This is a genomic window from Acinetobacter higginsii (genome assembly GCF_000369525.1).
In the GTDB taxonomy this organism is placed as follows: domain Bacteria; phylum Pseudomonadota; class Gammaproteobacteria; order Pseudomonadales; family Moraxellaceae; genus Acinetobacter; species Acinetobacter higginsii.
On the sequence record NZ_KB850072.1, the window covers coordinates 627,732 to 644,998 of the forward strand.

A 17,267-nucleotide genomic window follows, 5' to 3' on the forward strand; every position below is an offset into this window, starting at 1 on the left:
ATTTAAATTGGTTCTCGGTTTTATTTCAAAATTAAAGACAATAAAAATTCAAGAATAATCATGTATTAATGGAATAAGTGAATGATAAAAAATACAGTGCTGCTAGGGATTTTCACATCGGCAATATTTTCAACAATCAATGTGCAAGCCGCAGAAACGAAAGCATTTAAAGATCAGTTTGCTGTGAGTGGTTCGCTGGCATTTCTAACGGAATACTACTGGCGCGGCACAACCCAGACGCAGGGTAAGCCTGCCGTTCAGGGGACCTTAAGAGCAGATCATGATTCAGGTTTATACGCACAGCTTTTTGCCTCGAATATACAACTCGATATCGGTAGCAGTGTCGAGTTCGACTATTACCTTGGCTATGATTACCAATTCAATGATCACTTAAAGTTGAATCTACAATATTTGGATGTCAATTACCCCGGTGAAGATAAAACCTTACCACGGGTCGACTTTGAGGAGTATTCAATTGGGTTGTTTGCATCAGGGCTATTGAATCAACAAGATCAACTGAATCTCTCATTTTATTATTCACCAGACTACACTCTAGAAACAGGGAAGATGCTGCGTTATGAGGTCGGTTATCGCTATCCTGTAGCTGACAAATGGCATGCTTATGCACAGGCTGCCTATAACCAGTTCTCAAGTAACGAGGCCTATGAATTATTGTGGGCAACTGATGAAAAGAAACATTTTTATGATTATAAAATAGGTGTCGATTTTAACTATCAGGATTTTATTTTTGATCTGTATTATGCCGATGGTAATGTGAATAAGGCCTTGAAAAATGCCGATTCAACTGTGGTGTTTAGCTTGACCAGAACATTCTAATTGATCATTTTGCAATTTGTAAAATCTGCTCCTGTAAAATAAACAGCCTTAGGTCCAATATTTTGAAAATATAGATGAACTCATCTTATTTTTCAGCGTAGGCCTGAGGCTTTTTTATTATGATGAGAAGAGAAAATAATAAAGCCATCATCATATTTTTCGTCCATTAGGATCAACATGTTTTACCTATAAAACAGAAAAATAAGGGTAGGAGCCAATTCAAATTTAAAGCTGATTTACAGTGGTTTAATAATAGGCAATTGAGCACTTTAAAAAATATAATTTTATTCATTTTTACAGATATTATTTTATTGAAAAATAATGTTTTTTTCTGTTCTGTTTGGCAACAACGGAATTGGTTCCTAAAAGAGTGGTGAAATTGGTACTCGTCTTTTCTTGAATTATTTATCAAAGTGGAAGCTATAGAGGAAGACTCCAAAAGATATTTAAAAAAGGATGTATAAGACAATGAGAGTGAATGCAGAACGGTTGTGGCAGATGCTCATGGAGATGGCAAAAATTGGTGCGACTGATCAGGGCGGCAATACCCGTTTAGCACTCAGTGATGAAGATATTGCAGGTCGAGCTTTACTGCTGGAATGGGCAGAAAAAATCAATCTTTCAGTTCATTATGATGAAGTCGGAAATCTGATTTTACGCCATGCAGGTCGAAATGAAAGTGCTTTACCGATTGTGATGGGGAGTCATCTCGATACACAACCTAAAGGCGGTCGCTTTGATGGAATTTATGGCGTGCTGGCGGGCATGGAAGTTTTACAGCGTTTAGCTGAAGAAAAAATAAGCACGGAACATCCACTTGAGCTTGTAGTGTGGATGAATGAAGAGGGTGCACGTTTTACCCCAGCGATGATGGGTTCAGCGGCTTTCGCGGGTGTTATTCCTAAGCAACAAATTTATGACAGCACAGATAAGCAAGGTGTTTCCGTTTTTGCGGAACTGGTGCGTACTGGACAACTTGGCAATTACCCATTGGCTCGTCCATTCCAAGCCTATTACGAAGCGCATATCGAGCAAGGCCCTGTACTGGAAAAAAATGAGATTTCGATTGGTGTGGTGACGGGTGGGCAAGCGATTCTCTGGCTGGATGTTGAAACCAAAGGTCGTGCTGCACACGCTGGCACTACGCCAATGAATCTGCGTAAAGACACCATGGTCGGGACTGCTGAAATGATTGTGGCTTTAGAGCAATGCATTTTGGAACAATTCCCAGAAGGTTTGGTGACCTTCGGTGAAATGCAGGTCGCGAATTCGTCACGTAATACCATTCCTGGTCAAATCCAGTGGACCATTGACTTACGTAATCCAGATGATGCCCAGCTCAAAGCAATGGAACAAGCAACGCATCAGCTATTGCATTCCCTCGCAGCACAACGAGATTTAGAGATCAGCATTTCACAACATTGGTTAAGCCCAGCGACCTATTTTGATCGCACTTGTGTTGCAACTGTACAAGATGCTGTGGACAGCTTGGGATATAGCAATCAGACAATTGTCAGTGGCGCAGGTCATGATGCAATTAACATTGCTAAACACTGCCCAACGACCATGATTTTTATTCCATGTATCAATGGACTCAGCCATAACGAAGCAGAAGACATTTATGCGAATGACGCTGCACAAGGTGCCGATGTCTTGCTGAATGCCATTCTAAATTATGACAAACAACATGCTGCGCAAGATTCATCAGCGTATGTAGCAACCATTTAACGATTATAGCCAAGAGCGAAATGTAGGAAATGCAGGCTTCTAAAAGAAGTACTGCGAATATTGAGGATGGACAACGATGAACTCTAAATTACCAGTAGAAATTGATATTCAAGATATCTGGCAAAAAGATAAAGACCATGTAATTCACCCATGGACTGATTTTTCGACATTTAAAGACGAAGGCTCTTTAATTATGTCTAAAGGCGAAAATGTCTATGTCTATGATGCACATGGCAATAAATACCTAGATGGTATCGGTGGCTTATGGTGTGTCAATGTCGGCTATGGACGTAAAGAGATTGCAGATGCAGTTGCTGAACAAATTATGCAATTGCCTTATTACTCTCCATTTGGACATCAAACCACTGCGCCAGCAGCGAAGTTGGCTGCCAAACTGGCAGAGTTAGCACCGGGTAACTTAAACCATGTGTTCTATGGTTGTGGTGGTTCGGTTGCCAATGATACCGCTGTGCGTTTGATTCATCATTATTTTTATCAAATCGGCAAGCCATCTAAGAAAAAACTGATTGCACGTAAGGATGCTTATCACGGCAGTACTTATATCAGTATGACGTTGACAGGGATTGAAGCTGATCATGTTGGCTTTGAGATTCACAATCAATTAGTCCATCACGTTTCATGCCCGAACCCATACCGTAAGCCTGAATCTCAATCGATGGAAGATTTCTGTAATGAAAAAGTGCAGGAACTGGAAGATACGATTTTGGAGCTAGGCCCAGATAACGTTGCCGCATTCTTTGCTGAGCCAATTATGGGTGCAGGCGGTGTGATTGTTCCACCAGAAGGCTACCATGCCAAGACTTTAGCCGTGTGTAAAAAGTACAACGTGTTATATGTGTCTGATGAAGTGGTAACTGCATTTGGTCGTTTGGGGCATATGTTTGCTTCAGAGGCGGTATTTGGCATCGTTCCAGACATCATTACTTGTGCCAAAGGCTTGTCTTCAGGTTACTTGCCATTAGGTGCAACCATTATCTCTGATGAAATTTATGATGCGATCAGCAAACCACACCATGAAGGTGGTCTGTTAACCCATGGTTTTACTTATTCAGGTCATCCAGTGAGCTGTGTTGCTGCACTGAAAAATATTGAAATCATTGAAAAAGAAAATATTTGTGAGCATGTGCAAGACATGGGCGCTTATTTTGAGGAACAGTTAAAAACCTTGGCTGATCTTGAAATCGTCGGTGAAGTACGTGGCAAAAAATTCATGATGTGTATTGAAAACTTGCGTAATAAACAAACCAAAGAACTCTTCGATCGTTCAGTAGGTGTTGGAAAACGTATTGCCAATCATTGTCAAAAATTAGGTCTGATCGTGCGTCCAGTTGGTCACATGAATGTGTTGTCACCGCCTCTGATCTTGACCCGTGAGCAAGTTGATTTTGCAGTGAAGACTTTACGTCATGCAATTCAGAATACCATTCAAGAGCTTAAAGCCGAAGGGCATCTATAAGCTGAAAAATCAGTGTTTATTTCCCCTAATTTCAACTTGCCTTAAGGGGTGAGTTGAGATCCTCAACCGCAAAAGGCTGAGGTGAAACAAAAGACATGGACCGAAATGGCTGAGTAATTAAGGTCGATACCGTTTTAAGTTGCACTGAAATAATGGCAATCATAAAGCTTAAAGCAGATGTATCACCTGAAGGCGAGTAAGCAGATGAAGAATTATATCAATGGAAAGTGGCAGGCAACCACAGGTACAGCACAGATTGCAGTGATCAACCCGAATAATGAAGCGCAGATTTTAGATTATACCGCTGCTTCTACACACGATGTTGATGTGGCTGTTGCTGCTGCGAATCAGGCGCTTGATACTTGGAGTATGACCACACCTCAACAACGAGCAGAATGGTTAAACAAAATCGCTGACCAGCTTGAAACTGAGAAAACTCGCCTGATTGAACTTTCACATCGAAATAATGGCAAGTCATCTGAGCAAGCGCAGGTGGATGTTGAAAATAGTATCAAGTGCTATCGCTATTATGCAGATTTAGTGCAGAGCATGGCGTTTAGTCAAACCACGCAATGCGAGGATGGGACTGAACTCACCCATCAACAGAACCCTGTAGGCGTGGTTGCATTAATTACGCCGTGGAATTTTCCGTTAATCACCAGCGCATGGAAAATTGCACCTGCTTTAGCAGCAGGTTGTAGCATTGTTTTTAAACCCTCTGAACTGGTGCCTTTACCTGAATATGCCTTTACTGAAATTTTAGATCAAATCCAGTTTCCACAAGGGGTGTTTAACCTGATTCTTGGGGATGCTGTGGCAGCACAACATTTGGTGGTGCATGCGGATGTGCAAAAAGTCTCGTTTACGGGCAGCACTGAAGTTGGAATTCATGTGATGCAGGCTGCCGCACCTTCTGTCAAACGTGTGACTTTGGAACTCGGTGGAAAATCACCGATTTTAATTCTGGAAGATGCTGATTTAGATGAAGCAGTCGATAAAGCATTGGGTGGCATGTTCTATAACAGCGGTCAAATGTGTTCTGCGACATCACGCTTATTGGTGCATCAATCCATTGCCGAGACTTTCTATCAAAAGCTGAAAGTCGCTGTAGAGTCGATGCAGCTTGGCACGGATCTTACCGGACCTTTCGCAATGGGGCCGATGACCACGCAAAAGCAATTCAATAAAGTGCATGAATACTTAGGCATTGCGCAGCAAGAAAAACTTCAAGCATTGGTTGATCTGAATCAAATTGCTTTACCGAGCAAAGGTTTCTTTATTCAGCCACACGTTTTTATTGATGTACCTACAGAGAGTCGACTGTGGAAAGAAGAAATTTTTGGTCCTGTGATGTGTTGCCGTAGTTTTGCAACCGAGGATGAGGCTGTGCGCTTAGCCAATGATTCGGAATTTGGTTTGGCTGCCACCATCATGGCGGGTTCTGTGGAGCACGGTAAAAAAATTGCTAAACGCTTGCGTTCAGGCCACATCTGGATCAATTCATTCCAGATGATTCAGCCAGGATCATTGTGGGGTGGTTTTAAAAAGAGTGGCATTGGGCGTGAACTCGGTGAGTCTGGCATTCAAAGCTATTTAGAGGAAAACGTCATTACGATTTAACCCATTTAAAACAGGTTATTGGATCGAGAAAGGGACTTCTCTTTTCAATACAACGCCGACTCGGTGAAAAAAAAACAATGCACTAAATAAGAGTTTGCATTGATGTAGGAGAAATATGCATGGAAAGCGATAATAATCGGAAAGGGCTTTCACTTTGGCAAGTCGTTGTCATTGGTGTGGCCTATATGGCGCCCGCAACGGTATTTGATACCTTTGGTATTATTTCCAGAGTGACAGAAGGACGTGTCCCACTGGCCTATGTTTTGGCGTTGATTGCAATGCTGTTAACCGCTTTCAGTTATGCGCGATTCAGTAAATTGTCACCCAAGTCAGGATCTGCCTATACCTATACCACGGAGACCTGTGGCAAGACTGCTGGCTTTTTTGTGGGCTGGTGTTCGCTGATTGATTATCTGCTAATCCCGTTGGTCAATGTGCTATTGGCATCTTTCTATCTGAATGCATTGATGCCTGATATCTCCTATACCGGATGGGTGCTCATCATGGTGGGACTGTTAACCTTGATTAATAGTTTCCGCATCAATATTCTCGCCAATTTTAGTTTCATCTTTATTCTGGCCACGGTTGCCATGATGCTGGTATTTATCTTTTTGGTGGTCACAGGCATTGGTAATTCTCACGGCTATGGCAGTGTGATGACGCTCACACCACTATTGAATGGCAATCCTGAATATCTGACCTTACTGACAGGTGTCTCACTGGTTTGTTTCTCATATTTAGGTTTCGATGCTGTTTCTACCTTGGCGCATGAAAGCAAAAATCCAACCAAGACCATTCCACGTGCGATCATACTCACCACCTTATTGGGCGGGATTATCTTTATTACGGTCTCTTGGTTTGTGCAATTGTCTTTCCCTTCGCTGGAACAGTTTAAAAATCCTGATGAAGCTTTACCTGAAATTGCACTCTATGTCGGTGGGGTATTCTTCCAGTCTGCCTTATTGACTGTACAAATCATGAATGCCTTTGCATCAGGTTTGGCCTCGCATGCCAGCGCATCGCGGTTGCTGTATATCATGGGCCGAGACGGAGTATTTAACCAAAAAGTATTTGGTTCCGTGAATGCTCGATTAGGCACACCTTTATATTCGATCTTTTTTGTCGGCATGATTTCGTTGCTCGCAATTGTCGTGGACTTAGCAACAGTTGTCAGTCTGGTGAGTTTTGGTGCCTTGATTGCTTTTACGATGGTGAACTTTTCGGTATTTATGAAATTTTTCGTGATTCGCAAAGAACGGGCTGGATTTAAAAATATTTTCTTCAATTTATTGCTGCCATTGGCTTCGGTGCTGTGTTTATTAGGGTTGTGGTTACATCTCGAAAAATCAGCTTTGGAGTTTGGTGGAATATGGCTAGCCACAGGTGTTTTGCTTTTACTTTATAAAAAATTGAGAAAGCAGCCGATTTCCTTTGGTGCAACCACCTGAAGGTTTACTCAGTTAAAAAATATTTCTAAGGATTTAAAAGTTGTGGAAAAACAGGATATGCAACAAACAATGAATACACCAAAGCAAGATGGTTTTCAGATGCCGGGCGAATGGTCGCCTCAAGAAGCGGTGTGGATGATTTGGCCTTATCGTACCGATAACTGGCGCGCCAATGGACAACCCGCTCAGCAGGCTTTCGCTCAAGTTGCTGCGGCAATTACTCAAACCACCCCCGTGTTTATGGCCGTACCCTCTGCTGAAATGGATAAAGCCCGTCAAACAATGCCAGCGCAAGTGACATTGGTTGAAATGGAAAGTGATGATGCGTGGACGCGTGATACGGGGCCAAGTATTGTCAAGAATGCTACGGGAGAGAGAAAAGGGGTGAGTTGGGTGTTCAATGCGTGGGGTGGCGAAAATGGCGGATTATACTTTCCATGGGACCAAGATCAATTAATTGCTCAGCAGATTTCAGCACGACATGATCTTGAAACCTATTCGACCTCTCTCATTTTGGAAGGTGGTGCGATTCATGTGGATGGTGAAGGGACATTATTGACGACCTCAGAGTGCTTGCTTAATCCAAACCGAAATCCAAATCTGACGCAGACTGAAATTGAAAATACCCTCAAAGAATGTCTCGGCGTAAGCCATTTTATTTGGTTACCTGAAGGTGTATTTAATGATGAAACTGATGGGCATGTCGATAATATGTGCTGTTTCGTGCGTCCTGGTGAAGTTGCGTTGCATTGGACGGATGATCCTCAAGACCCACAATATGCACGATCTGTCGCGGCATTAACGGTGCTTGAAAATAGCAAAGATGCACAAGGACGAAGTTTAAAAGTATGGAAGTTACCATCACCAGGACCTTTGTATGCCAGTGAAAATGAAACCATTGATGTTGAAAAAGGCAATGCGATTGAACGTTTTGAAGGTAATCGTCTAGCGGGATCATATGTGAATTATCTGATCAGTAATCAGCAGATCATTTTCCCTTTATTAGATGAACGCACCGATGAGGAAGCTAAAGCCTTATTCCAGCAGATGTATCCTGATTATTTAATTACGGGTGTTCCTGCACGTGAGATTTTATTGGGTGGTGGTAATATTCACTGTATTACCCAGCAAATTCCAGCATAAATTGTAAGAAAGACAGCTATATAGCATTATAATATAGCTGTCTTTATATTATCTCTATTTTTTTAATATGGCATAATTGATTTTAAGTTGTTATGTTTTTAATAGTGTCTATTAAATTTTTTCCTAATATGTCTGTTTGATAATCCTAAATTGGTAAAAAATATTATATTTTGTTTTTTTTAGATATCCGCTAGGTGAAAGGAATAATATCTAAAACTTAATGTGTTTAGATGGATTTTTAAAATGAATACAGATGTTTTAGATACGGAAAATTTAATACCAACATTAGCAATACCCAATACAGGTGTTGTCATTACTGGTGGTGCTTCAGGTATTGGTCTTGCTGTTGCAAAGACCCTAGCAGCAGTAGGGAGACCCATTGCGATTTGGGACATTAATTTAGAAAAAGCTAAAAATAGTGCTGCCATAATATCAAAACAATTTAACGTTAAAGCGATCGGGATTGGGATTAATATTATGGAGGTGGAGGCGTACGATGATGCAATCGAGAAGAGTCGTAAGGCACTTGGAAGTCTTGGTGGCTTGGTACATTGCGCAGGTATTGTAGATACTGGCTCCTTAGAAGGCATTACCTTAGAGACATGGGCTGCGGGAATTGATACGCATTTAAGACCTTTAGCATTTTTAAGCCAAAAATTGTATCGTGATTTTACATTGAATAAAGGTTCAGCAATTGTGACGATTGCTTCTATCAATGCAACGCTTGGTAATGCGATTAATCCAATTTACAGTGCAGCAAAAGGCGGAATGTTGTCATTGGTACGCTCTTTAGCAGATCGCTTAGCACGGGATAATATTCGCATTAACTCAGTATCACCTGGTCAAATTCATACCCCAATGGTACAAGCTTCATTGGATTCGCTTCCAGAAAATTTTTTCGAAAAACGTATTCTCTTGGGGCGTTTAGGCCAACCTGAGGAAATTGGTCGTGTGGTCAGGTTCCTTCTATCAGACGAAGCGAGTTATATCACAGCAGCAGAAATTGTGGTTGATGGAGGCAATATCTCATCTCAGCGTGGATAGCCAATATCAGATGTCTGTAGCTTCATTTAAGCTACAGACTACAACTAAATTTAACTGGCAAGTTTTAAGGTAATGACACCCGTGACAATGACACCGACATAAAAAAACTTCTCCATGCTTTTTCGTTCACCCCAAAAGAAAATGCCCATTAAAATAGTACCGATCACACCAATACCCGTATAAACAGCATAAGAAATTGAAACATCAATATTTTTCATCGCCATATGCAATAAAAACAGCGAAGCTGAAAGTGACACAATGTAGAGTGGAATCGCGGTTCGGTATTTTTTATGAATCAGGTCACGAATACTTTTCACGACAAATATTTCTAATATCCCAGATGCAATTAACAATAGCCAGCTCATATTTTAGTCTCCGATCTGTTTTAATTTGACCACACCAATAATGATCATCACAATTGCAATCAGCGAAATAAAATTGACTGGATTCTCAATAATATAAGTGTCAAATAGAAACGTTCCTAAGGTTCCAAGAACAACAAAAAATACATAGGCATAAGAGGGCTTCATTTTTTTTGCTGCTAAGAATAAAAATAGGAAACTTCCGACAATAAAGAAAACCGTAAATGACCATTCAAATAAGTTTCGAGAATATTTTAGGCCAATGGCCCAAAGTATTTCGAATGAACTCGCAATGAATAAATATAACCAAGCCATAAGAACTCACCGTAAGTAGATTAATGAACAAATAAGCAATCCGTGCAGATGCTATTTGGGAATTTGCTGGGTAATACAATGAATATTGCCGCCACCTAATAAGATTTCTCTCGCAGGAACGCCAGTGATTTGATAATCAGGATACATTTTGTGGAACAAAATATAGGCTTGATCATCAGTTCTTTCATCCAATAAGGGAAAGATAATCTGCTGATTACTGATCAGATAATTCACATATGATCCCGCTAAACGATTACCTTCAAAACGTTCAATGGCATTGCCTTTTTCAACATCAATGGTTTCATTTTCACTGGCATACAAAGGTCCTGGCGCGGGTAATTTCCACACCTTCAGTTTCCTGCCTTTTGCATCAGTTACTGATTCGAGAATGTCTAATGCCTGTCTTGAACTTGCATATTGTGGATCATTCTGATCATCTGTCCAATGTAGTGCCACTTCGCCTGGACGGACAAAGCAACACATGTTGTCGATATGCCCATCGGTCTCATCGTTATACACACCCAATGGCAACCAAATGAATTTCTCAATACCAAGTAAGGTGGAAAGTTCATGCTCAATCTGCGCTTGCGTCATTTCTGGATTACGATTGGGATGCAGTAGACACTCTTTGGTTGTTAATAATGTGCCTTCGCCATCGACATGAATGGCACCACCTTCTAAGACCATGCCAGACTGATGTAATGGGATGGAATGAAAATGGGCGACCTGACTGGCAACCTCAAGATCTTTATCCCAATTATCATACAAGCCACCATTTTCACCACCCCATGCATTAAAGACCCAATCAACAGCGACATTATTGTCTGCTGGATCTTTCACGATGGTTGGTCCGGTATCTCTCATCCATGCATCATCACTTTCAATTTCAACTAAGGTGACATGGGCGGGAATCGTGGCTTTTGCTTTATTCATTTCAGCATGGGGAACCGCCATAAATACCGGTGTGGTTTTAGAAATCGCTTCAGCGACTTTGGCAAAGGCTTGCTGTGCAGGCAATGCACCTTGTCTCCAGTTATCGGTACGATAAGGCCAAATCATCCAAACACATTGTTGTGGCGTCCATTCAGCGGGCATTTTATACATATGATTTTTCATGTGCTTAAACTTCATATCAGGTTTCATTGATCCGATATTAGTTCAGATATTTTGAATGTTAAATAAAGGAGCTATCAGTTTTTTTGAAATCTCAAGGTTTAAATACTGGTTAAATTGCCGATTTAAAGAAAACGGAAAAATAAAATAAATAAAGATATGAATGAGTTGACGCGAGTTCGAAGAAGCATAAAAACAGAGTTTGTTTTCTAAGCAATGGAAAATAACTTATGAATAAATGACCTAAAATGTATAAGAAAATGAAGAAACTAGTACTATTTTTATCTCACGAATAGGTAGCTGTATTGGGCTACAGAGAAAGAACAATAGAGAGTGTATATATGCATGATGTGTAGAATAAAAACGACTCATCAATCATCCAAGCTCATTATGTGCGAAATACCTGTTTGAATAGGGTTAGATGATCTATGTTATGTATCATCAGATAGATTTAAGATTTATATTTAACTTTAAAATAAATTTATAATTTTGTCCTAATCTGTTTTTATTTTATGTTTAATTTGTTGGTTAGGCATTTAGCCTGTTTTATCGTATAAAGAAAAGACTGTATTGTTAATTTATTAGGTTTTTCATGTCCACTTAATGCGGGCAATTTTTAATATGATCTTCCTTTTGTTCATGAGAATTGATAGTGAAGAAATGGGTATGTAAGAATTGTGGTTTATATAAGAAAGTTATTCCAAGTAGTATTAAGTCAGGACGAAAAGTTTTTTTTATACATGATGCTGATAATATCGGTAAGCTAAATAAAATAATAAGTAAAGGAACCGTTGTCAGCCGTAATCAAGATGTTTTGATCATACTGAGTGAAGGCGTTTTATTCATGATTAAAGACAGCGATGTCTATCCAGAAGATGCACCAGTATATTTTGTCTATAACATGTTTGGGACGTGTGAATGTTAAGTACTTTATTGGCTTTATTTTAGCTAAAATTATGGTTTTTATGCGTTTTATAGGGATAGAAATTGGCACAGAAAGTCAAATTAAAGACGCAGCGTCAAGATAAATCATCGGTAGTCTATATAATGCTCAGGAAAGTAGTCCCGAAACTTATATCAATAAGCAGCTATATAGCACTATTCAGGTTTTGATTTAATTCTGAGTGAAGCTGGTTTTATATTACATAATTTTCGGGTGAGACGATGAGAAGGATGATGTCGAATGCCCAAATTTGTTGTAATGAAACAAAGCTTTAATGCACCAGTAGACCTTATTTTTCATCTTTTTTCAAAACATCGAACCTTTAATACGGTTTTATGGCCGCTACAATCGGTTGTGATTAAAGCTTCTACGGATGATCACAATACAGATGGGGTGGGTTCAATACGAAAGATGGGCCTCGGGGTATTTAAACCGATTCAAGAAGAGATCACACAGAGTTTGCCCAATCAGATGATTGAATATCAAATGCTAAAGAATTGCTTATTCAGTTATCATTTGGGGCGATTGGAGTTTGAAGAATCAGATGGACATACCCATTTGACTTATACCATCTGGTTAGAGAGCAAAGTCCCATTCCTTACAGAAATAACCTTGATGCAGTTGCAGACCTCGGCAAACCATGGGCTAAAGAAAATTGCAGCTAAAATTAACCAGTTTCAAATTAAGGCCTTGTAGCCAAGTGAGTAGCTGATAAAAAATAGAAAACAGCATAAGTTTGATCGCGATAGGTTATAGCTACTGTAGGATAAGTAAATCGACAGATTTGAAATGGTATTCTGATCAAGGAGAAAGCAATGGATGTAATGGAAAAGACCATCATTATTACGGGTGCTTCAAGTGGGATTGGTGAACAGGCTGCCATACAACTGGCGCAAGCAGGGGCTACAGTTTGTCTGATTGCGCGTCGTTTAGATGAATTACAAAGAATTCAAACCGGCATTCAGGCTCAAGGGGGACGAGTCTTTATTTATCAGGCTGATTTGACTGATGTAGAACAAGCACAAAGTTGTATTGCTCAGATTCTAGCTGAACATCAGAACATTGATGTTCTGGTGAATAATGCAGCCCGTTCCATTCGCCGTCCGATTCTTGAATCGCTTGATCGTCTACATGACTATACGCGTACCATGCAGATTAATTATTTTGCAGCAGTCAATCTGACGCTGGGATTATTGCCGCATTTTTTGGCCAATGGCGCAGGGCATATTGTCAATATCTCGACCATGTCCACTCAAGTGCCAATTCCGTTGTTCTCAGCTTATCTCGCGAGTAAATCTGCACTCGAGTCTTTTTCCCGTTCATTATCCATGGAACTGAAAGATAAAGGCATTGATGTCAGTATTGTGTATTTTCCAATGGTCAGAACGCCAATGTCATCCAAGACCGCAATCTACAAACACATGAAAATGTTAGATACACCTGCTGCTGCAGGTTGGATTGTGAAAGCGATTCAAGAAAAATCCTATCGGGTTAGTAGTAAAACAGGTTTGGTTGCCAATGCAGTATTGAATACAGTACCTACATGGATGATGAATTTGTCGCGTCCTTTATTCGATGCAATGGATAAACGTTTAAAAAATAAATTAAAGACAGATCAAACCTGATAATTGAAGTCTGAAAATCTAAACAAAAAAGCAGCTTTCGCTGCTTTTTTGTTATCCCTTAATAGATAAATTTAGAAATCTTATCTGCACTCTGAATCACTGTTTCAGCGATTTCATTTCTAAAATAATGTTCATCATAACTGCCTAATGGGCAACTGACAGAGAGTACCGCCGCCATTTGATGGGTAGATTGTTTAAAAATCGGTGCAGCACAGGCCGCCATATCGTGATTGTAATGTCCCCAGCTGACCATGGAACGTTGGGTTTTGACAAAACTGAGGCGTTGTAACAGCTCCTTGAGGTTTTTAGGGGTGAGTTCTGAGAATGTATCCCATTGATTAAAGTTTTTATAACGGTCACGAATTTCCGTTTCGCTGAGATCTGCCAACATCATTTGTCCAATCACGGTGGCATGTGCGGGCCAGCGCGTACCTAGGCCAATATTGCTGGTAAAGGTGCCATTCGATTGAATGTTATTGATAAAGACAATATGCGTGCCTTCCAAAATGGATAAATGCACCGCCAGTTGGGTTTGATCACGCAGTTCTTTCATCAACGGCGTAGCTAAATCTAATAAGGATTGTTTAGACAAACTATTAAAGCCGAGCTCCATCACCTTCGAATCGAGTGCATAGGTCTTTTGTGACGCCTTGCGTAGAAAGCCGCATGATTCCAGTGTGTAGATCAGTCGAAAGGCACTGGAACGGTTAACATCGAGAACTTCGGCAATTTCAGTAATGGTCATTTCTTGGGTTTGTTGATTAAAGGCTTGCAAAATTGCCAAGCCACGCACTAAGCCAGGGACTAAATAGCGATCATCATTTTTTGTCAGTTCAGATTCTTGAGAGTCTGTTTCAATGCTCGAATTCATCAGTTTAATTTTCCTACAAAAAAATGCAAATCATAAAAATTTAATTTTCTTAGAATTCTATTCTAACTGCAAAGCATAACGAAAAGATAGTTTTATATATGAAACAAAATTTCCTAAGTAAAACGTAAAAGAATGTGTGATAAATATCAAATTAATGATTTTTAAAGATTTATATTGTTTGACATAAAAAACAGCATCGGAGTATTCTTTATTAAAGTTTGTTATATCAAATATTGTTTTATATATAAAACAAATGAGGATGCAAGGATGAGTTGGATCTCAGTTTGTCAGCAAGACGACGTGACCGAAGACGAGCCGAAAGCCATTGAAGTCGACGGTAAGAAAATTGGCGTATTTTTCATCGATGATCATTATTTTGCCATCGAGAATGTTTGCCCACATGCCTTTGCTTTGTTAACAGAAGGCTTTATCGAAGATCAAACAGTGGAATGTCCATTGCATGAGGCGATCTTTGATATCCAGACAGGTGAGTTGAAGAGTGGACCAGGATGCCGTGATTTGTGCACCTATCCTGTACGTGTTGAAGGGCAGGACGTTCAAATTCAACTATAAGTCTTATTTATAAGGATGGAATCTCATGGAAACATTTAATAAGAAGCTAGCGAACTGGATTCATGCCACGCCAGCGACTGAAGCAGGGATTAACAATATTCAGATACCAGGTCAGGCAGAGCTTCTGGTTTGGCAGACACGCTATAAAGCGCCAACGGCCTATGAGCAAGATTTTGTTCAGTACTTAATTAAAGCCTTTGCAGCAGGTGTAACAGAACTTGGTGATTTAGTGCAGTCTTTAAATCAACAAGGCTTCCGTTGTGAATCTGGTGAGCTTTGGACTTCTGAAACCTTCTCAGAAGAAATGCAACGTTTAGGTTATTAATTCAAGGAAGAATAGTGATGAACGCAGCAGTATCAGTAACACCGAGTGTAGAAGAATATTTGGATTTAGGTTTACGTGACCAATGGCATCCAGTGCTAGCAAGCTGGGAAGTGGCGGCGAATCCTGTCGGGATTACCCGTTTAGGCGAAAATATCGTGGTTTGGCGTGATGCGGAAGGTCAGATTCATGCTTTGGAAGATCGTTGTCCGCATCGTGGCGCACGTCTTTCTTTAGGTTGGAATCTGGGCAATCGTGTTGCTTGCTGGTATCACGGGGTTGAAGTCCGTCATGATGGCGTGGTGGAAGATGTGCCTGCGGTACATGACTGTCCAATGAAAGGCACGTCATGTGTCAAAAGCTATCCTGTGATTGAGCAGCATGGTGCAATTTTCATGTGGTTCGGTATCGATGCCAATGAAGCGCCTAAGCCGCTAGATTTTCCTGAACAACTGGCAAGTGAAGAATGGAGTTCATTCTTATGTCAGGCGGACTGGAAAGTAAATCATCAGTATGCGATTGATAATGTGATGGACCCGATGCACGGCAGCTATTTGCATTGCACATCACACTCAATGGCAGAGGGTGATCGTACGGCAGAAATGAAACATCGTTCAACGCCCAATGGTTTTATTTTTGAAAAAGAAGGCCAAGTCGGTGTGAATTTTGACTGGGTTGAATATGCCAATACCGGTGCGAGCTGGTTACGTCTTTCGATTCCGTATCGTAAAGATTTTGGCCCAGGTGGCGAATTCTGGATTGTCGGTTATGCAACGCCAATTGATGAAAAAAATACCCGTGTATTCTTCTGGCGCTGTCGTAAAGTCAGTGGCTGGCAACGTAATGTCTGGCGTTTCTTGTATCGTAACCATTTAGAAAAATTGCATTGGGATGTGTTGGAGCAAGATCGGATTATTTTAGAACATCTTGCACCGAATGCACGTCAACACGAATTTCTCTATCAACATGATGTCGGTCTCTCTCGTTTGCGCCGTTTAATGAAAAAAGAAGCGGAAAAACAGTTAAAGAAAATTGCAGCACTCAATAGCTCAAACCGTATTGAGATGCAGGAAGAAGTCCATGGTTAATGTCGCACTGTTGCAGGACAAAAAAGTCCTTGTCACAGGTGCGGCAAGAGGCTTGGGACGAGACTTTGCTCAGGCGATTGCGGAAGCAGGTGCGCATGTGGTCATGGCAGATGTCTTGACAGATCTGGTGCAAAGCGAAGCAACAGCATTGCGGGCACAAGGTTTAAGTGTTGATGCAGTCAGCATTGACCTTGCAAATGCGAACTCGATTGAAAAGGCGGTTCAACAGGCCGCTGAGCATTTAGGTGGCATCGATGGTTTGGTGAATTGTGCTGCACTTGCAACCAATGTGGGTGGCAAAAGCATGATGGATTATGACGCTGATCTTTGGGATCGTGTCATGAACATTAATGTGAAAGGGACTTGGCTAGTGACCAAGGCTGCGGTGCCTTATCTCAGCGAATCGAATGCAGGCAAAATCATCAATGTCGCTTCGGATACCGCCTTATGGGGAGCACCGAATTTGATGGCCTATGTGGCAAGCAAAGGTGCCTTGACTGCAATGACGCGTTCCATGGCGAGAGAACTTGGACCATTCAATATCTGTATTAACACGCTGTCACCAGGCTTAACTTTGGTTGAAGCAACAGCTTATGTGCCGCAAGAACGCCATGATTTATATGTGAATGGTCGTGCGATTCAACGTCAGCAATTACCACAGGATTTGAACGGAACAGCCCTTTATTTACTATCAGATTTGTCCTCGTTTGTGACAGGACAGAATATTCCAGTAAATGGCGGTTTTGTCTTTAATTAAG

At 40.8% G+C, this 17,267-nt stretch carries 18 protein-coding genes; 14 read left to right on the forward strand and 4 right to left on the reverse strand.

Annotation, left to right across the window (positions count from 1 at the left end; genetic code table 11):
- Window positions 1-81 precede the first annotated feature (81 nt).
- The 7 genes from F902_RS08895 (at window position 82) to F902_RS08925 (ending at window position 9,297) form a co-directional block, all read left to right on the forward strand.
- Entirely contained in the window at window positions 82-837 is a 756-nt protein-coding gene (locus F902_RS08895) for a TorF family putative porin (protein WP_004652906.1), read from the forward strand.
- 468 nt (window positions 838-1,305) lie between these two features.
- Window positions 1,306-2,565, forward strand: coding sequence for a Zn-dependent hydrolase (locus F902_RS08900; protein ID WP_005202765.1), 1,260 nt, complete (start codon window positions 1,306-1,308; stop codon window positions 2,563-2,565).
- 76 nt (window positions 2,566-2,641) lie between these two features.
- Window positions 2,642-4,042, forward strand: coding sequence for an aminotransferase (locus F902_RS08905; protein ID WP_004808078.1), 1,401 nt, complete (start codon window positions 2,642-2,644; stop codon window positions 4,040-4,042).
- A gap of 204 nt (window positions 4,043-4,246) precedes the next feature.
- A complete protein-coding gene (locus F902_RS08910) occupies window positions 4,247-5,662 on the forward strand; it encodes an aldehyde dehydrogenase family protein (RefSeq protein WP_005202766.1) in 1,416 nt (471 codons plus the stop codon).
- Window positions 5,663-5,781: 119 nt separating this feature from the next.
- Window positions 5,782-7,110 (forward strand): APC family permease, encoded by a 1,329-nt coding sequence (locus tag F902_RS08915; RefSeq protein WP_005202767.1) that lies wholly within the window; start codon window positions 5,782-5,784, stop codon window positions 7,108-7,110.
- Window positions 7,111-7,167: 57 nt separating this feature from the next.
- Entirely contained in the window at window positions 7,168-8,253 is a 1,086-nt protein-coding gene (gene aguA / locus F902_RS08920) for an agmatine deiminase (RefSeq protein ID WP_005202768.1), read from the forward strand.
- Window positions 8,254-8,496: 243 nt separating this feature from the next.
- Window positions 8,497-9,297, forward strand: coding sequence for an SDR family NAD(P)-dependent oxidoreductase (locus F902_RS08925; protein ID WP_005202769.1), 801 nt, complete (start codon window positions 8,497-8,499; stop codon window positions 9,295-9,297).
- 50 nt (window positions 9,298-9,347) lie between these two features.
- Here F902_RS08925 and F902_RS08930 read toward each other — a convergent pair whose 3' ends face one another.
- From F902_RS08930 to aguA (F902_RS08940), 3 genes are read right to left on the reverse strand one after another with little or no spacing between them, the layout of a single operon-like run.
- Window positions 9,348-9,662 carry a DMT family transporter gene (locus tag F902_RS08930; protein WP_005202770.1) on the reverse strand — a complete coding sequence of 105 codons (315 nt, stop codon included), beginning with the start codon at window positions 9,660-9,662 and terminating at the stop codon, window positions 9,348-9,350.
- A 3-nt stretch (window positions 9,663-9,665) separates the two neighbouring features.
- Window positions 9,666-9,974 (reverse strand): DMT family transporter, encoded by a 309-nt coding sequence (locus tag F902_RS08935; RefSeq protein WP_005202771.1) that lies wholly within the window; start codon window positions 9,972-9,974, stop codon window positions 9,666-9,668.
- Between the two features lie 51 nt (window positions 9,975-10,025).
- Entirely contained in the window at window positions 10,026-11,117 is a 1,092-nt protein-coding gene (aguA, locus tag F902_RS08940; protein ID WP_005202774.1) for an agmatine deiminase, read from the reverse strand.
- A gap of 622 nt (window positions 11,118-11,739) precedes the next feature.
- Here aguA (F902_RS08940) and F902_RS08945 point away from each other — a divergent pair.
- The 3 genes from F902_RS08945 to F902_RS08955 all read left to right on the forward strand — a co-directional run bounded on the left by F902_RS08945 (window position 11,740) and on the right by F902_RS08955 (window position 13,655).
- On the forward strand, window positions 11,740-12,012 hold the full coding sequence (locus F902_RS08945; protein WP_005202776.1) for a hypothetical protein: 273 nt from the start codon (window positions 11,740-11,742) through the stop codon (window positions 12,010-12,012).
- Window positions 12,013-12,270: 258 nt separating this feature from the next.
- On the forward strand, window positions 12,271-12,726 hold the full coding sequence (locus tag F902_RS08950) for an SRPBCC family protein (RefSeq protein ID WP_005202778.1): 456 nt from the start codon (window positions 12,271-12,273) through the stop codon (window positions 12,724-12,726).
- 119 nt (window positions 12,727-12,845) lie between these two features.
- On the forward strand, window positions 12,846-13,655 hold the full coding sequence (locus tag F902_RS08955) for an SDR family NAD(P)-dependent oxidoreductase (RefSeq protein WP_005202780.1): 810 nt from the start codon (window positions 12,846-12,848) through the stop codon (window positions 13,653-13,655).
- A 58-nt stretch (window positions 13,656-13,713) separates the two neighbouring features.
- Here F902_RS08955 and F902_RS08960 read toward each other — a convergent pair whose 3' ends face one another.
- The gene (locus F902_RS08960) at window positions 13,714-14,526 is read right to left on the reverse strand and encodes an IclR family transcriptional regulator (protein WP_005202782.1); all 813 of its coding nucleotides are present in this window, start codon (window positions 14,524-14,526) and stop codon (window positions 13,714-13,716) included.
- A gap of 267 nt (window positions 14,527-14,793) precedes the next feature.
- Here F902_RS08960 and F902_RS08965 point away from each other — a divergent pair, with 267 nt between their 5' ends.
- The 4 genes from F902_RS08965 to F902_RS08980 are packed head-to-tail and all read left to right on the forward strand — an operon-like array spanning window position 14,794 to window position 17,266.
- Window positions 14,794-15,099, forward strand: a complete 306-nt coding sequence (locus F902_RS08965; protein ID WP_004808056.1) for a non-heme iron oxygenase ferredoxin subunit — start codon at window positions 14,794-14,796, stop codon at window positions 15,097-15,099.
- Window positions 15,100-15,124: 25 nt separating this feature from the next.
- Window positions 15,125-15,424, forward strand: coding sequence for a recombinase-like helix-turn-helix domain-containing protein (locus F902_RS08970; protein WP_004652921.1), 300 nt, complete (start codon window positions 15,125-15,127; stop codon window positions 15,422-15,424).
- A 17-nt stretch (window positions 15,425-15,441) separates the two neighbouring features.
- A complete protein-coding gene (locus F902_RS08975; RefSeq protein WP_005202787.1) occupies window positions 15,442-16,509 on the forward strand; it encodes an aromatic ring-hydroxylating oxygenase subunit alpha in 1,068 nt (355 codons plus the stop codon).
- Entirely contained in the window at window positions 16,502-17,266 is a 765-nt protein-coding gene (locus tag F902_RS08980) for an SDR family oxidoreductase (RefSeq protein ID WP_005202789.1), read from the forward strand. Before F902_RS08975 ends, F902_RS08980 begins: the two co-directional genes overlap by 8 nt.
- Window position 17,267: the final 1 nt, after the last annotated feature.

Bases quoted from the DNA above. Each gene is read 5' to 3' on its own strand.
- F902_RS08895 (WP_004652906.1), top strand. From the start codon at position 82: ATGATAAAAAATACAGTGCTGCTAGGGATTTTCACATCGGCAATATTT.
- F902_RS08900 (WP_005202765.1), top strand. From the start codon at position 1,306: ATGAGAGTGAATGCAGAACGGTTGTGGCAGATGCTCATGGAGATGGCA.
- F902_RS08905 (WP_004808078.1), top strand. From the start codon at position 2,642: ATGAACTCTAAATTACCAGTAGAAATTGATATTCAAGATATCTGGCAA.
- F902_RS08910 (WP_005202766.1), top strand. From the start codon at position 4,247: ATGAAGAATTATATCAATGGAAAGTGGCAGGCAACCACAGGTACAGCA.
- F902_RS08915 (WP_005202767.1), top strand. From the start codon at position 5,782: ATGGAAAGCGATAATAATCGGAAAGGGCTTTCACTTTGGCAAGTCGTT.
- aguA (WP_005202768.1), top strand. From the start codon at position 7,168: ATGCAACAAACAATGAATACACCAAAGCAAGATGGTTTTCAGATGCCG.
- F902_RS08925 (WP_005202769.1), top strand. From the start codon at position 8,497: ATGAATACAGATGTTTTAGATACGGAAAATTTAATACCAACATTAGCA.
- F902_RS08930 (WP_005202770.1), bottom strand. From the start codon at position 9,662: ATGAGCTGGCTATTGTTAATTGCATCTGGGATATTAGAAATATTTGTC.
- F902_RS08935 (WP_005202771.1), bottom strand. From the start codon at position 9,974: ATGGCTTGGTTATATTTATTCATTGCGAGTTCATTCGAAATACTTTGG.
- aguA (WP_005202774.1), bottom strand. From the start codon at position 11,117: ATGAAACCTGATATGAAGTTTAAGCACATGAAAAATCATATGTATAAA.
- F902_RS08950 (WP_005202778.1), top strand. From the start codon at position 12,271: ATGCCCAAATTTGTTGTAATGAAACAAAGCTTTAATGCACCAGTAGAC.
- F902_RS08955 (WP_005202780.1), top strand. From the start codon at position 12,846: ATGGATGTAATGGAAAAGACCATCATTATTACGGGTGCTTCAAGTGGG.
- F902_RS08960 (WP_005202782.1), bottom strand. From the start codon at position 14,526: ATGAATTCGAGCATTGAAACAGACTCTCAAGAATCTGAACTGACAAAA.
- F902_RS08965 (WP_004808056.1), top strand. From the start codon at position 14,794: ATGAGTTGGATCTCAGTTTGTCAGCAAGACGACGTGACCGAAGACGAG.
- F902_RS08970 (WP_004652921.1), top strand. From the start codon at position 15,125: ATGGAAACATTTAATAAGAAGCTAGCGAACTGGATTCATGCCACGCCA.
- F902_RS08975 (WP_005202787.1), top strand. From the start codon at position 15,442: ATGAACGCAGCAGTATCAGTAACACCGAGTGTAGAAGAATATTTGGAT.
- F902_RS08980 (WP_005202789.1), top strand. From the start codon at position 16,502: ATGGTTAATGTCGCACTGTTGCAGGACAAAAAAGTCCTTGTCACAGGT.